The sequence below is a fragment of the Actinotalea sp. JY-7885 genome (genome assembly GCF_014525465.1).
In the GTDB taxonomy this organism is placed as follows: Bacteria; Actinomycetota; Actinomycetes; order Actinomycetales; family Cellulomonadaceae; genus Actinotalea.
The window spans coordinates 1-15,419 of the sequence record NZ_JACEXH010000080.1; the positions used below are offsets into that span (position 1 = coordinate 1).

Annotated in this window: 9 protein-coding genes and 1 pseudogene; 4 read left to right on the forward strand and 6 right to left on the reverse strand. The window is 75.3% G+C overall.

Annotation, left to right across the window (positions count from 1 at the left end; genetic code table 11):
- From IDM29_RS09120 to IDM29_RS09130, 3 genes and pseudogenes are all read right to left on the reverse strand, one after another.
- A pseudogene (locus IDM29_RS09120) lies at positions 1-822 on the reverse strand (aminoglycoside phosphotransferase); the annotation flags it as partial.
- A gap of 47 nt (positions 823-869) precedes the next feature.
- Positions 870-2,645, reverse strand: coding sequence for a maltose alpha-D-glucosyltransferase (gene treS / locus IDM29_RS09125; RefSeq protein WP_182114222.1), 1,776 nt, complete (start codon positions 2,643-2,645; stop codon positions 870-872).
- A gap of 23 nt (positions 2,646-2,668) precedes the next feature.
- Positions 2,669-4,723 (reverse strand): alpha-1,4-glucan--maltose-1-phosphate maltosyltransferase, encoded by a 2,055-nt coding sequence (locus IDM29_RS09130; protein WP_188037440.1) that lies wholly within the window; start codon positions 4,721-4,723, stop codon positions 2,669-2,671.
- A gap of 278 nt (positions 4,724-5,001) precedes the next feature.
- Here IDM29_RS09130 and glgP point away from each other — a divergent pair, with 278 nt between their 5' ends.
- Positions 5,002-7,578 (forward strand): alpha-glucan family phosphorylase, encoded by a 2,577-nt coding sequence (gene glgP, locus IDM29_RS09135; RefSeq protein ID WP_182111633.1) that lies wholly within the window; start codon positions 5,002-5,004, stop codon positions 7,576-7,578.
- A 69-nt stretch (positions 7,579-7,647) separates the two neighbouring features.
- Here the strand turns inward: glgP and IDM29_RS09140 are convergent, their stop codons facing one another.
- Entirely contained in the window at positions 7,648-9,348 is a 1,701-nt protein-coding gene (locus IDM29_RS09140; protein WP_182111632.1) for an FAD-binding dehydrogenase, read from the reverse strand.
- A 37-nt stretch (positions 9,349-9,385) separates the two neighbouring features.
- Positions 9,386-11,578 (reverse strand): glycogen debranching protein GlgX, encoded by a 2,193-nt coding sequence (gene glgX / locus IDM29_RS09145; protein WP_182111631.1) that lies wholly within the window; start codon positions 11,576-11,578, stop codon positions 9,386-9,388.
- Positions 11,579-11,696: 118 nt separating this feature from the next.
- Between glgX and IDM29_RS09150 the strand changes: the two genes are divergently transcribed.
- Positions 11,697-12,491, forward strand: a complete 795-nt coding sequence (locus IDM29_RS09150; protein WP_182111630.1) for an electron transfer flavoprotein subunit beta/FixA family protein — start codon at positions 11,697-11,699, stop codon at positions 12,489-12,491.
- Between the two features lie 28 nt (positions 12,492-12,519).
- Positions 12,520-13,515 (forward strand): electron transfer flavoprotein subunit alpha/FixB family protein, encoded by a 996-nt coding sequence (locus tag IDM29_RS09155; protein ID WP_182111629.1) that lies wholly within the window; start codon positions 12,520-12,522, stop codon positions 13,513-13,515.
- A gap of 38 nt (positions 13,516-13,553) precedes the next feature.
- Here the strand turns inward: IDM29_RS09155 and IDM29_RS09160 are convergent, their stop codons facing one another.
- The gene (locus IDM29_RS09160) at positions 13,554-14,525 is read right to left on the reverse strand and encodes a phosphotransferase family protein (protein ID WP_255491569.1); all 972 of its coding nucleotides are present in this window, start codon (positions 14,523-14,525) and stop codon (positions 13,554-13,556) included.
- Positions 14,526-14,640: 115 nt separating this feature from the next.
- Here IDM29_RS09160 and IDM29_RS09165 point away from each other — a divergent pair.
- Positions 14,641-15,419, forward strand: a 779-nt coding sequence (locus IDM29_RS09165) for a cysteine desulfurase family protein (RefSeq protein WP_223148144.1), incomplete at its 3' end; no start/stop codon positions are given.

Consider the following 15,419-nt stretch of genomic DNA (forward strand, 5'->3'; position numbering starts at 1 on the left):
GGGCACGGCGTCGGGCACAGCGCCGGCGGGCGGCGGGTCCGCCGGCAGCGCGTCGCGCAGCGCCGCGTGCATCTGGGCCGTCGTCCGGCCCAGCTCGCCGGCCAGGTCCGCGAAGTCCTCGTCGTCGCGCGCGCAGCGGCAGGCGAGCTCGAACCCGTCCTGCGCCTCGACGACGAGCTCGCTGACGACGCCGAGGTGCCCGACCTCGCGGCCGTCCCCGGCGGGCCAGGACGCGGCGAGCCACGCGAGGGGCCGCGGCACCCCGCGCCAGCCCGTCCCGCTCAGGGCCAGCGGCACCTCGACGTCGGGGTTGGCTCCCGCGCCGACCACGCGGAAGACCTTGAGGATCGCCGGGGGCGTCGCCCCGGGGAGCAGGACCGAGGTGTTCGACTGCTCGCCCGTCATGACCCGGGCGCCCGCGAGGTCGGCGTCGGCGACGTCGTCCCCGCGCGCGGCGGCGAGCAGGGCCCGCAGGAAGGCGGGGTCGTGGGTGCCGTCGAGGACGAGCGTGCCGTCCCCGAGGCGTCCCACGACGCCGCCGGTGGGCTCGGTGCCGTCCCCGGCGGGCCGGCGCAGCACGACGGGCACCTGCAGCAGGCCGCCGCCGGGCAGCCGGCGCAGCTCGACGCGGACCTCCGCCTCGCCCCGAGGGTCCGCGAGGGGCACCACGGCGACGACCGGGAGGGCCCCGGCGGTGCCCTTGGCGGGGTACCAGCGCTGGGCGGGCAGCCAGGCGTCGAGCAACCGCGCGAGCTCGTCGTCGGTGGCGCGCGCGTCCGGCGCGTCCGCGGCGATCGCGCGGTCGGTCGTCATGGTGTCCATCGGACCTCCCGGTCGGTCGTGCGTGGGTCGGACGCGTCGCGGGCCGCTCAGTCCTGCGTCACGGCGAGCCAGAAGAAGTCGCGCGACCCGAGCGTCAGCTGGACGGAGCCGTCGGCGCCCACGGTGGGGAAGGGGGCGCCGCCGAACAGGTCGCTGAGCGCGGCGCCGGCGTACTCCGGCAGGCGCAGCATCGCCGCGCGCGGCGTCGCCGCGAGGTTGGCGACGCACAGGACCGTCTCCTCGCGGTTGCGGCGCAGGTAGGCCAGGACCGCGTCGTTGTCGCACGGCACGACGACGAACTCGCCCGTCCCGAACACCGTGTGCTGGCGGCGGACCGTCAGCATCCCGTGCACCCAGTGCAGCAAGGAGGTCGGGGTCGCGAGCTGGGCCTCGACGTTGATCGTCGCGTGGTTGTGCACGAGCGACTGGATCACCGGCAGGTAGAGCTTGCCGGGGTCGGCGGTCGAGAACCCCGCGTTGCGGTCCGGGGTCCACTGCATCGGGGTGCGGACCGCGTCACGGTCCGGCAGCCAGATGTTGTCGCCCATGCCGATCTCGTCGCCGTAGTACAGGCACGGGCTGCCGGGCAGGGACAGCAGCAGTGCGTGGGCGAGCTCGATCTCCGCGCGCGAGTTGTCGAGCAGCGGTGCCAGCCGGCGCCGGATCCCGACGTTGGCGCGCATGCGCGGGTCGGGCGCGTACCAGCCGTACATGGAGGCGCGCTCCTCCGTCGAGACCATCTCGAGCGTCAGCTCGTCGTGGTTGCGCAGGAAGGTGCTCCACTGGCCGCCGCCGGCCGGGATCCGCGGGGTGTCGGCGAGGATGTCGACGATCTGGTTCGCCCGCTGGTCCTTGATCGAGTAGAAGATGCGCGGCATCACCGGGAAGTGGAAGCACATGTGGCACTCCGGCGCCTCCTCGGTGCCGTAGTACGGGATCACGTCCTCGGGCCACTGGTTCGCCTCGGCGAGCATGATCCGGCCGGGGAACTCCGCGTCCACCATCGCGCGCATCTCGGCCAGGTACTCGTGCGTGCGCGGCAGGTTCTCGCAGTTGGTCCCCTCCTCCTCGAAGAGGTAGGGCACGGCGTCGAGCCGGAAGCCGTCCACGCCGATGCGCAGCCAGAAGCGGGCGACGTCCTTCATCGCCTCGCGGACCATCGGGTTCTCGAAGTTCAGGTCCGGCTGGTGGCTGAAGAACCGGTGCCAGAAGTACTGCCGGCGGGCCGGGTCGAAGGTCCAGTTCGACGTCTCGGTGTCGACGAAGATGATGCGGGCGTCCTCGTAGCGCGTGTTGTCGTCGCTCCACACGTAGAAGTCGCCGTAGGGCCCCTCGGGGTCCGAGCGGGAGGCCTGGAACCACGGGTGCTGGTCGCTCGTGTGGTTCATGACCAGGTCGATGATCACCCGGATGCCGCGCTCGTGGGCGCGCGCGATCAGCTCGGTGAAGTCCTGGATCGTGCCGTACTGCGGCGCGATCGCGGTGAAGTCGGCGACGTCGTACCCGCCGTCGCGCATGGGCGAGGGGTAGAAGGGCGGGAGCCAGAGGCAGTCGACGCCGAGCCAGTGCAGGTAGTCGAGGCGCTCGATCAGGCCGCGCAGGTCACCGGAGCCGGCGCCCGTCGAGTCCGAGAACGAGCGCAGCATGACCTCGTAGAAGACGGCCGTCTTGTACCACTCGGGGTCGTCCGAGAGCCCGCCGGCGGGCGGTGGTGGCGCGAGCGCGCGGGTCGGTTGCGGCCGCGCCGGCAGGGCCCGGTGGGGGTCCGGCGAGGGGTGAGCCGCGGGGGCTGTGGGCTGCTGGGGCGGGGGCGGGGGGATCATCTGGTTCTCGGGGCGGTCGGTGCTCACAGGGTCCTCACACCGATGATATGAGCGCACTGGGCCCATGGGTCCAACCGCACGTACGGGTGGGAGCCCCACGCGTAGACGGCGCCCGAGAGCAGGTCGTGGGCCGCGAAGGCGGGGGAGTCGCCGTCGGCCGGCGCGGGGACGCCGATCGCCGCCAGGTCCAGGTCGATGACCGCCTCGCGGGTGGCGTGCGGGTCGGTGTTGACGACGACGATCACCGTGTCCGCCCGGCCGTCGGGCGACTGCTCGGCCGTCACGCGGCGCGAGAAGCACAGGACGGCGTCGTCGCTCGTGGGGTGCACGGTCAGGCCCCGCAGGCGCTGGAGCGCCGGGTGCTCGCGCCGGATGGCGTTGAGGCGACCGAGGAGCGCGCCGACGCCCGTGGCCTCCGCGGCCTGCCAGTCGCGCGGCTTGAACTCGTACTTCTCGTTGTCGATCTGCTCCTCGGCACCCGGCCGGGCGACGTTCTCGACCAGCTCGTAGCCCGAGTAGATGCCCCACGTCGGCGAGCCGGTCGCGGCGAGCACCGCGCGGATCGCGAACGCCGGGGGACCGCCGTGCTGCATGTACGGCGTGAGGATGTCGTGCGTCGTCGGCCAGAAGCTGGGACGCATGTAGGCGGCGGCCGGGCCGGAGACCTCCTCCAGGTACTCGGCCAGCTCCTCCTTCGTGTTGCGCCACGTGAAGTAGGTGTACGACTGGTGGAAGCCGATCATGGCCAGCGTGTGCATCATCGCCGGACGGGTGAAGGCCTCCGCGAGGAAGATCACCTCGGGGTGCGACGCGTTGACGTCGGCGATGATCCGCTCCCAGAAGGTGAGCGGCTTCGTGTGCGGGTTGTCGACCCGGAACGCCGTGACGCCGTGGTCGATCCAGACCTGGAGCACGCGGCGGATCTCCGCGTAGATCCCCTCGGGGTCGTTGTCGAAGTTCAGGGGGTAGATGTCCTGGTACTTCTTCGGCGGGTTCTCCGCGTAGGCGATGGTGCCGTCGATGCGCGTCGTGAACCACTCCGGGTGCTCGGTGACCCACGGGTGGTCGGGCGAGCACTGGAGCGCGAGGTCGAGCGCGACCTCGAGCCCGTTCTCGCGCGCGACGGCGACGAAGTGGTCGAAGTCCTCGAAGGTGCCCAGCTCGGGGTGGATCGCGTCGTGCCCGCCGTCGGCGGAGCCGATCGCGTAGGGGGAGCCGGGGTCTCCCGGCTCCGTCTTCAGGGAGTTGTTCCGGCCCTTGCGGTACGTCGTGCCGATCGGGTGGATCGGGGTCAGGTAGGCGACGTCGAAGCCCATGGCGGCGATCGCGGGCAGCCGCTCGGCGGCGGTGCGCAGCGTGCCGGAGCGCCAGGTGCGCGTGGCCGCGTCGTACTCGGCGCCCTCGGACCGGGGGAAGAACTCGTACCAGGCGCCGACGAGCGCACGCTCGCGCTGCACCAGGAGCGGGTAGGTCGGCGAGGCGCTGACGTGCTCGCGCACGGGGTGGCGGGCGAGCACGGCCTCGACCTCGGGGGCCAGGCCGGCGGCGAGGCGCGCGGCGGGCGGGCGGCTCGTGTCCCGCAGGGCCAGGACGGCGTCCCGGAGCGTCAGCGCGACGTCGTCGGGCAGCCCCTCGCGCGCGGCGGCGCGCTCGAGCAGCGCGGCGCCCTCGGCGAGCATCAGCTCCACGTCGACGCCCGCCGCGACCTTGACGGCGGCGTCGTGGTGCCAGGTGCCGTACGGGTCGGACCAGCCCTCGACGCGGAACCCCCAGGTGCCCAGCGCGTCCGGGACCAGGTCGGCCCGGTAGCTGTCCAGGCCCGCGTTGACCACCGTCATCGGCACGGACGCGTGGTCGGAGCCGTCGGGCGCGACGAGCACCGCGGTCGCCGCGACGGCGTCGTGCCCCTCGCGGAAGACCGTCGCGGTGATCTCGACGGCCTCGCCGACGACGGCCTTGGCGGGCCAGCGCCCGCACTCGACGACGGGACCGACGCCCACGACGGGGATGCGGCCGATGCGGACCGGTGGGGCAGGGGGCGGCGGGGGGACCGCAGCGCTCACCGCGTCCGGCCGCACGTCGGCGGCCGCGGCGCGCGCGGAGCGTCGGGTGGTCTTCCGGGAGGAGCTGGACGGCGTGCGGGGCGTGGGGGGAGGCGAAGACGGCGTCACACGCCGAACCTACCCAGCCCCGCGGGCCGACGGCATCCGGACCGGCGGGAGGGCCCCGTCCGGTCCACGAGGTGGACGCGTCCGGTCGACCACGCGGGTGCACGGGGGGACAGGTGGGCGCAAACGTTGCAGAGACTTGCAGCAACACTGGCCCCGGCCGTGTCGCTGCGTCTACGCTCACGATCGTGAGAGCCATCCGCCGATTCACCGTCCGCACCGTCCTCCCTGCCGAGCTCGCAGATCTCGACGAGCTCGCGCACAACCTGCGCTGGTCGTGGCACGCCCCCACGCGCGACCTGTTCGCCGGGATCGACCCACGGCTGTGGGAGAGCGTGCAGGGCGACCCGGTCGCCCTCCTCGGCGCCCTCGGCCCGGACCGCCTGGCGGCGCTGGCCGCCGACGGGGACTTCGTGGCGGCGGTGCGCGGCGCCGCGTCCGACCTCGCGACGTACCTCACCGAGGACCGCTGGTACCAGCGGGCCGCCGCCGCCGACGACTCGCTCCCCCGGGCGATCGCCTACTTCTCGCCCGAGTTCGGCATCACGTCCGTCCTGCCGCAGTACTCCGGCGGCCTCGGCATCCTCGCCGGCGACCACCTCAAGAGCGCGTCGGACCTCGGCGTGCCGATCGTCGGCGTCGGCCTCCTGTACGGCGCGGGCTACTTCAAGCAGGCGCTGACGCGCGACGGGTGGCAGGTCGAGAGCTACCCCGTGATCGACCCCGACGGGCTCCCGCTCACCCTCCTGCGCGAGGCCGACGGTACGCCGGCGCGCGTCTCGCTGCCGCTGCCCGGTGGCCGCACGCTGCACGCCCACGTGTGGAAGGCCGCCGTCGGCCGCGTGCCCCTGCTGCTGCTCGACTCCAACGTGCCGGAGAACGACGAGCTCGCCCGCAAGGTCACCGACCGCCTCTACGGCGGCGGCGGCGAGCACCGCCTCCAGCAGGAGCTGCTGCTCGGCGTCGGCGGCGTGCGCGCCCTGCGCCTGTGGTCGCGCCTGTCCGGCGCCCCCGTGCCGGAGGTGTACCACACCAACGAGGGCCACGCCGGCTTCCTCGGGGTGGAGCGCATCCGCGAGCTCGTGGGCGAGGCCGGGCTGGCGTTCGACGACGCGCTCGAGGCCGTGCGCGCCGCGACCGTCTTCACCACGCACACGCCCGTCCCCGCGGGCATCGACCGCTTCGAGGCCTCGCTCGTCGCGCAGTACTTCGGCGGCGACCTCGCCTACGACGGCGTCCCGGTCGAGCGCGTGCTCGCGCTGGGCGCCGAGGACTACCCGGGCGGCGACCCGACGCTGTTCAACATGGCCGTCATGGGCCTGCGCCTCGGTGGCCGCGCGAACGGCGTCTCGCTGCTGCACGGCGAGGTCTCCCGCGGCATGTTCAACGGCCTGTGGTCCGGCTTCGACCAGGCCGAGGTCCCGATCACGTCCGTCACCAACGGCGTGCACTCCCCGACGTGGGTCGACCGCAAGCTGGTGGACCTGGCGACGTCGCGCCTGAGCCACGCCGAGCTCGAGGAGGGCACCGGCTGGCTGCGCCCGGACGGGGTCTCGGACGAGGAGCTGTGGGGCATGCGCCGCACGCTGCGCGCCCAGCTCGTGGCCAACGCCCGTGAGCGGGTCCGCGAGTCGTGGCGCCACCGCGGCGCCAGCCCGGCGGAGCTGGGCTGGGTCGACGAGGTCCTCGACCCCGACGTCCTGACCATCGGCTTCGCCCGCCGCGTGCCGACCTACAAGCGCCTCACGCTGATGCTGAGCGACCCCGAGCGCCTGCGCTCGCTGCTCCTGCACCCGGAGCGTCCGGTCCAGCTCGTCATCGCGGGCAAGTCGCACCCCGCCGACGACCAGGGCAAGCGCCTCATCCAGCAGCTCGTCCGGTTCGCCGACGACGCCGGCGTGCGGCACCGCATCGTGTTCCTGCCGAACTACGACATCGCCATGGCGCAGCAGCTCTACCCCGGCTGCGACGTCTGGCTGAACAACCCGCTGCGCCCGCTCGAGGCGTGCGGCACGTCGGGCATGAAGGCCGCGCTCAACGGTGGGCTCAACCTCTCGATCCTCGACGGCTGGTGGGACGAGTGGTTCGACGGCGAGAACGGCTGGGCGATCCCCACGGCCGACGGCGTCGACGACCCGGACCGCCGTGACGACCTCGAGGCGGCCGCGCTCTACGACCTCGTCGAGAACCAGGTCGCGGCGCGGTTCTACGACCGCGACGAGCGCGGGCTGCCCGTGCGCTGGCTGGAGATGGTGCGCCACACGCTGGCCACGCTCGGCCCGAAGGTCCAGGCGACGCGCATGGTCGGGGACTACGTGCAGCGCCTGTACACGCCGGCCGCCGTCGCGGGCCGCGCGCTGAACGGCGACGGCTTCCCGGGCGCCAAGGAGCTGGCGGCGTGGAAGCAGCACGTGCGTGCCTCGTGGCCGCACGTGCGCGTGGACCACGTCGAGTCCGTGGGCGTCGGCGAGGTCGCCCAGGTCGGCGACGTGCTGCAGGTGCGTGCGTACGTCTCGCTCGGCGACCTGCGTCCGGAGGATGTCCGCGTCGAGGTCGTCCACGGCCGGGTCTCGGAGGCCGACGAGCTGAGCGACGTCCGCCACCAGGAGCTCGCGTGGTCCGAGGCGTACGAGGCGGGCCGGCACGCGTTCGCGGGTGACGTGCGCCTGACGACGTCGGGGCCGTTCGGCTACACCGTGCGCGTCGTCCCCAAGCACGAGCGTCTCGCGTCGGTCGCGGAGACGGGGCTCGTCGCGAGCGCCTGACCCGACCGGCCCGACGGCCCCGTCCCCACCCGGGGGCGGGGCCGTCGGCGTCCGGGGGCGTCCGGCGGCTCAGGTGCCCGTGTGCGCGGCGGCCGAGCGGCCCGCCACCCGGCCGGAGAACAGGCAGCCCCCGAGGAACGTGCCCTCCAGGGCGCGGTGGCCGTGCATGCCGCCCCCGCCGAAGCCGCTGGCCTCGCCCGCCGCCCAGACGCCGTCGAGCACCGTGCCGTCGGCGCGCAGGACCCGGCCCTCGAGGTCGGTGTGCAGGCCGCCGAGCGTCTTGCGCGTGAGGACCGAGAGCCGCACCGCCAGCAGCGGCCCGTCGGCGGGGTCGAGGAGCGGCGCCGGCGGGGCCACGCGGAGGACGCGGTCGACGACGTACCGGCGCGCCATCGCCGTCGCCACCACCTGGGGGTCCTTGCCGAGGCCGGAGGTGACCTGGGCGTCGCGCGCCCGGATCGTGCGCTCGAGGGCGCCGGCGTCGATGCGGCCCGTGCCCGTGAGCGCGTTCATCCGCTCGGCGAGCGCGGCGGGCGTGTCCGCCCAGACGAACTCCTCGCTGCCCTGCGCGAAGCGCGCCACGGGCAGGACCGCGCCGGGCAGCGCGCGCTGGAGCACGGCGCGCGCGTCCTTGCCGGTCAGGTCCGGGTTCTGCTCGGAGCCGGAGAGGGCGAACTCGGTGTTCATGATCGTCTTGTTGAGCACGAACCAGGAGTGGTCGTCCCCGCGCCCGACGACGTGCCGCAGCGCACCGAGTGCGTCGAACCCGGGGAACAGGGGTGCCGGCAGGCGCCCGCCGTCGGCGTCGAGCCACAGCGAGCTGGGGCCGGGCAGGATCCGGATGCCGTGCCGGCTCCAGACGGGGTCGGGGTTGGTGATCCCCTCCGGGTAGTGCCACATGCGCCCGCCGTGCACGACGGCGCCGCCCGCGTCCGCCGTCGCCGCGATCATCGCGCCGTCCACGTGGTCGGGCACGCCCGAGAGCATCCGCGCGGGCAGCGCGCCGTGCTCGGCCGGCCAGGCGGAGCGCACGAGGTCGTGGTCGGCGCCGAGGCCGCCGGAGGTCACGACGACGGCGGGCGCGTCCACCTCGAAGGTCCCCACGACCCGACGGCCCGAGGGCGCCCCGCGCGCGGCGGCGTCGGCGGCCAGCACCTCGCCGCGCACGCCGGTGACCCGGCCGTCGGTGGTCACCAAGCCCGTGACCCGGTGGCGGACGCGCACGTCCACCAGCCCGGCCGCGCGGGCCTCGCCCAGCGCCCGGACGAACGGCGCGAGCACCGCGGGTCCGGTGCCCCACGTGATGTGGAACCGGGGCACGGAGTTGCCGTGGCCGCCCGCGGGGTAGCCCCCGCGCTCCGCCCACTGCACGGCCGGGAAGAAGCGCACGCCGAGGGCGTGCAGCCACGGCCGCATCTCGCCGGCGGCGAAGTCCACGAAGGCGTGCGCCCAGCGGCGCGGGTTCTCGTCGAGCGGGTCGTCCGGGTCGAAGGCCGCCGAGCCGAGCCAGTCCGCGAGGGCGAGCTCGGCGCTGTCCCGCACCCGCAGGCGGCGTTGCTCGGGGGAGTCCACGAGGAACAGCCCGCCGAACGACCACCACGCCTGCCCGCCGAGGCTCGCCGCCGGCTCCTGCTCGAGCAGCAGCACCCGCCGCCCGGCCGCCGTGAGCTCCGCCGTCGCGACGAGCCCGGCGAGGCCCGCCCCCACGACCACGGCGTCCACCGGCGCCGCCCCCCGACCCGACCCAGTCCCGACCCCGTCGTCGACCATGGCGGCACCCTACGACCCCGCCGGGGTCGGTGCCGTGCTACGCGGAGGTGTACAGGCGCAGGCTCAGCGGGTCCATCACGGTCCGGTCGCCGACCGCGGGGTGCAGCGCGCCGGTGACCACCGCTGTCCCGCGCTCGTCGGGGTGCTCCCACGTCGAGTCCCAGCGCAGCTCCCAGCGGTCGCGCGGGCCCGGCGCGAGCACGATGTCCGCCTGGTCCAGCAGGCCGTTGACCACGAGCAGCGCGCTCTGGCCGTCCGTCGTCGACCGGATCATCTGCAGGACGCGCGCGGCCGGGTCGTGCCACGCGTCGTGGTCGAAACCGCTGCCGTCCGCGCGGCGCCAGTCCAGGTCGGGCCAGGGCGCGGGTCCGCGCGGCTGGCCGCGAAAGAACTCACGGGACCTCAGCGCCGGCACCGTGCGTCGCAGCTCGAGCAGGTAGCGCGTCGTCGCGAGGAGGCTCTCGCGCCACGGCGACAGGTCCCAGTCCACCCAGGACGTCTCGTCGTCGAGGCAGTACGCGTTGTTGTTGCCGCGCTGGGTGCGGCCGAGCTCGTCACCGGCCGTGATCATCGGGGTGCCGGCCGCCAGCAGGAGCGTCCCGAGGAGGTTGCGGATGGAGCGCCGGCGCAGGGGCAGGATCTCCAGGCCCACGCCGGCGCCCCGCACCGGGCCCTCGAACCCGTGGTTCCACGAGCGGTTGTCGTCGGTCCCGTCGCGGTTGTCCTCGCCGTTGGCGTCGTTGCGCTTGTGCTCGTAGGCCACCAGGTCGGCGAGCGTGAAGCCGTCGTGCGCCGTGACGTAGTTGACCGACGCGGTGACGCCGCGCATGAGCGGCGGGTCGCTGTAGCCGAAGAGGTCGGCCGACCCGGCGAGCCGGGTCGCGAGGTCACGGACGCCGTGGCCGGGGCGGCCGTGCGCGGCCTGCGCCGGGTCCGCGAGCCAGAACGAGCGCACGGCATTGCGGAAGCGGTCGTTCCACTCCGCCATCGGGTCGGGGAACGCGCCCGTGCGCCAGCCGCCCGGCCCGACGTCCCAGGGCTCGGCGATGAGCTTCGTGCCCGCGAGCACGGGGTCCGTCTGCAGCGCGACGAGGAAGGGGTGCCGCGGCGTGAAGCCGTCCTCGTCCCGCCCGAGCGTGACCGCCAGGTCGAAGCGGAAGCCGTCGACACCGACCTCGTCGACCCAGTAGCGCAGGGAGTCCAGCGCAAGCTGGACCACGCGGGGCCGGCGGAAGTCGAGCGAGTTCCCGCACCCGGTGACGTCGGCGAAGCGCGCGGGGGAGCCGCCGTCGTGCAGGTAGTAGACGGTCGGGTCCAGGCCCCGCCAGCTGAGCTGGGGACCGTCGGTGCCGCCCTCGCAGGTGTGGTTGTAGACGACGTCGAGCACGACCTCGATCCCGGCCGCGTGCAGCAGCCGCACCATGCCCTTGACCTCGGCCAGGACGGCCTGGGCGCCGGCGTCCTGCGCGGCGCGCGTCGCGTACTCGGGGTTCGGTGCGAAGAAGCCGAGCGTGTTGTAGCCCCAGTAGTTCGTCAGCCCGCGACGCACGAGGTGCGGCTCGCTCGCCATCGCGTGGATGGGCAGCAGCTCGAGGGTCGTGATCCCGAGGTCGCGCAGGTGGGCGATGGTGGCCGGGTGCGCGAGCCCCGCGTACGTCCCGCGCAGCTCGGGCGGCACCCCGGGCAGGCGCATCGTCAGTCCGCGCACGTGCGCCTCGTAGAGGACCGTGTCCTCCCACGCGACGTCGGGCCGCGGCACGGGCGGGGCGTCGAACCGGGGGTCGACGACGACGCAGTGCGGCACGGCGGCGCGCGAGTCGGTCGGGTCCGGCTCGGGGGAGGGGCCGACGGTGCGCCAGTGCTCGTCCACGCGCTGGCCGTGCACCGCCTGCCCGAGGACGACGTCGCCGACCAGCCCGCGGGCGTACGGGTCGACGAGGAGCTTGGCCGGGTTGTACCGCAGCCCGGCGGCGGGGTCCCAGCGGCCGTGGGCCCGCAGGCCGTAGCGCTGCCCGGCCCGCACGCCCGGCACGTGGGCCCACCAGACGCCGTGGCGCGGGCCCTGGAGCCGCACGCGACGCTCCGACCAGCCGTCGGGGGCGCCGGGGTCCGGGTCCAGGAGGCAGAGGTCGACGGCGTCGGCGTGCGAGGCCAGGACGGCGACGTCGATCCCGTCGCCGACGAGGTGGACGCCGAGGCGGGCGGGGGCGCGGTCGGGGGGAGCGCTCACAACGCACAGTCTGGACCACGCCCGGCGCCCGCGCGGCCAGACGTCCGCGCTCAGCGGTAGCCTTCGGGGGTCGACGAGGTGTGGGCGCTCGGGCCCGCCGGAGTGGGAGAGCGTGCTGATGAGGATCGTCGTGTGCGTCAAGCACGTGCCCGACCTGCAGTCGGACCGTCGGTTCACCGACGAGGGCCGCGTCGACCGGGACCAGGGTGACGGCACGCTCAACGAGCTCGACGAGAACGCGGTCGAGGCGGCGGTCACGCTCGCCGAGCAGCACGGCGGCGAGGTCGTCGCCCTGACGATGGGCCCGGCCGACGCCGAGGACGCGGTGCGGCGTGCGCTCCAGATGGGTGCGGACGACGCCGTCCACGTCGTCGACGACGCGCTCGCGGGCTCCGACGCGTTCGGCACCGCCCTGACGCTCGCCGCGGCCGTCCGCCGGATCGGCGAGGCCGGTCCCGTGGACCTCGTGGTCACGGGCATGGCCGCGCTCGACGGGCTCATGTCCGTCGTCCCGACGCTGCTGGCGGGCCACCTGGGCCTCGCGCAGGCGACCCTCGCCGCCGAGGTCACGCTGGACCCCGCCGCGGCGACGGTGCGCGTACGGCGCGAGCTCGACCACGCGAGCGAGGTCGTCGAGGCCCCCCTGCCCGCGCTGGTCAGCGTGACGGACCAGGCGAACCAGCCCCGCTACCCGAACTTCAAGGCGATCATGGCGGCGCGCAAGAAGGCCGTCACCGCCTGGACGCTCGCCGACCTGGGCCTGGACCCCGCCGAGGTCGGCGACGCCGGCGCCCGCACGCGGGTCCTCGAGGCCACCCCACGACCGCCGCGCGAGAACCGGGTGCTGGTCACGGACGAGGGGGACGCCGGCCTGCGGCTGGCGGCCTTCCTCGCCGAGAACCGCCTCGTCTGACGCGCCCACCCCACCTGCCGGAGGACCGATGACCACCGCCGCCCCGGGCGCCGCGCCCGTGCTCGTCGTCGTGGACCACCACGACGACGCCCCGCGCTCGTCCGCCTACGAGCTGCTGACCGTCGCCCGGACCCTCGGTCCCGTCGAGGCCGTCTGGTTCGGCGCCGCGCCCGAGGCCGCCGTCGACCGGCTCGGCGCCTGGGGCGTCGCGCGCGTCCACGCGGTGCCCGCGGCCGCCGACCTGCTGCCGCCCGAGCGCGGGGAGGCGCTGGCCGCCGTGGTCGAGGCCGTGGCGGGTCCCGGCGCCTCGACGGTGCTGCTGGCCTCGACCTTCGAGAACAAGGAGACCGCCGCCCGGCTCGCGCTCGCGACCGGGGCGGGCCTCATGGTCGACGCGGCCGCGCTCGAGGCCGGTCCGGACGGCCGGGTGGTCGCGGTCCAGCAGGCGTTCGCCGCCACGTGGACGCTGCGGGCCTGCACCACGACCCCGCGGGCCGTGGTCGCGCTCAAGCCCAACGCCGTGGCCGCCGTCGCGCCGGACGGCGCCCCGACGCAGCCCGAGGTCCTCACGCACGACGTCGTCCCGGCGGCGGGTCCCGTGGCGCGGCTCGTCGAGCGCACGCCGCGGCCCGCGTCGGACCGCCCCGACCTCGGCGAGGCCCAGGTCGTCGTCGTCGGCGGGCGCGGGACCGAGGGCGACTTCTCGGCGGTCGAGGAGCTCGCCGACGTGCTCGGCGGCGCGGTCGGGGCGACCCGCGTCGCGACCGACGAGGGCTGGATCGGCCACGAGGCGCAGATCGGCCAGACCGGCGTGACCATCACCCCGCGGCTCTACATCGGCGCCGGTGTGTCCGGTGCGGTCCACCACCGCGGTGGCATGCAGGCCTCGGGAACGATCGTCGCCGTCAACTCGGACCCCGAGTCGCCGATCTTCGAGATCGCCGACTTCGGCGTCGTCGGGGACCTGTTCACGGTCCTGCCGCAGGCCGCGGCGGAGATCCGCCGGATCCGCGGCGAGGCCTGACCCCGGCGCAGGACGTGCGCCGGGTGACGGCCTGACGGCTAGAGCCCGCGGAGCCAGCCGAGCGCGGCGACGCCCTGCGCGCGCTGGAACGCGCGCAGGTTGGCGATGCCGCGCGGTGCCGGCTGCAGGGAGCCGTGCAGGAAGTAGCCGGTGATCCCCGCCAGCGCCGCCCGCACCGCGTCGGGGTCGGCGCCCGCGGCGGTCGGGTGGGCGGCGAAGATCTCGGCGGGGTCGCCCCCGCCCTGCATCGCGACGCTCGGCAGCATCGCGAGGAGGTCGAACCAGCGCGCGCCGTCGGTGGCGGCGTGCGGCCAGTCGATGATCCAGACCCGGTCGGGCGCGAGCATGACGTTGTCGCCGCGCAGGTCGCCGTGGACGAGGGTGTCGCCGGCCACGGCGGGGACGGCGGCGCTCGACCACTCGACGAGCCGGTCCAGGTGGGAGCGCAGCCACGCGCCCTGGGGGCCGAGCTGCTCCACGGCGCGGTCCACCGCGGCGCCGTCAGCCTCGAGCCGCGCGAAGCCCGCCATGACGCCGGCGACCGCCTCGCCGAGCGGCGGCAGGCCCGCGGGGCCGGGCGTGCCGGCGTCCGCCAGCTCCGTGACCGCCGCGAGCACGCGCGACAGGTCCGTGGGCCGCCAGGGCAGCACGGGGGACGAGCCCGCCACGACCTCGAAGCCCAGCAGCACCCACCAGCCGTCGTCGTGCGACCACAGGAGCCGCGGCGCCGGGACGCCGGGGGGCAGCAGCCCCGCGGCCAGCCGCTCGTGGCGGGCGAGCTGCGGGGAGTCGGGGTTCTGGTCGGGGCTGACCGCCTTGACGAAGACCTCGGTGCCGTCGGCCAGCTCGAGGGTCGCGGCGTAGCCCGGGCTGAAGCCGCTGGTCGCGCTCGTCTCCGACATGACCTGCGCGCCCGCGAGCTCGGCGATCCGCGCGCGGACCTCGCGCGGGAGGTCCGCCCAACCGAGGCGGGACCCGCTGAAGGCCGGGGGCGCGGTCGCTGGGGTCACGGCGGCATTCTGCCAGTCGGGTGTGTCCGCGCGGTGACGGGTGTGGGCAGGCCGCGCACGCGAGCGCTCCTAGACTCACCGGGTGACGTACCTCGACCACGCGGCGACCACGCCGATGCACCCCCGCGCGATCGAGGCGATGGTCGACCAGCTCGGCCGCACCGGGAACGCGTCGTCCCTGCACGACGCGGGCCGCGCCGCGCGTCGCGTCGTCGAGGAGTCCCGCGAGGCAATCGCCGCACGCCTCGGCGCGCGGCCCAGCGAGGTCGTGCTCACCGCGGGCGGCACCGAGGCCGACAACCTGGCGCTCAAGGGCGTCCTGTGGGCGCGCCGGGCGCAGGACCCCCGCCGCCGGCGGGTCCTCGTCTCGGCCGTCGAGCACCACGCGGTCCTCGACCCGGCGCACTGGCTCGCCGAGCAGGCGGGTGCCGAGGTCGTCGTCCTGCCCGTCGACGACCGCGGCCTCGTGGACGTCGACGCGCTGCGCGCCGAGCTCGCCGCCCACCCGGACGAGGTGGCGCTCGTGAGCGTGATGTGGGCCAACAACGAGATCGGCACCGTGCAGCCCGTGCGTGCGGTCGTCGCGGCCGCGCACGCCCACGGCGTCCCGGTCCACGCCGACGCCGTGCAGGCGGTCGGGCAGCTCGCGGTGGACTTCGGCGCGAGCGGGCTCGACGCGGTCACCGTGTCCGGCCACAAGCTCGGCGGGCCCGTGGGCGTCGGGGCGCTCCTGGCCCGGCGCGAGCTGGGCCTCGTGCCGGTGCTGCACGGCGGCGGCCAGGAGCGCGGCGTGCGGTCCGGGACCCTCGACGTCGCCGCGATCCGGGCGTTCGCGGTGGCGGTCGAGGAGGCGGTCGCGGACCAGCCGGCGGAGGCGCGCCGCCTCGCCGCGCT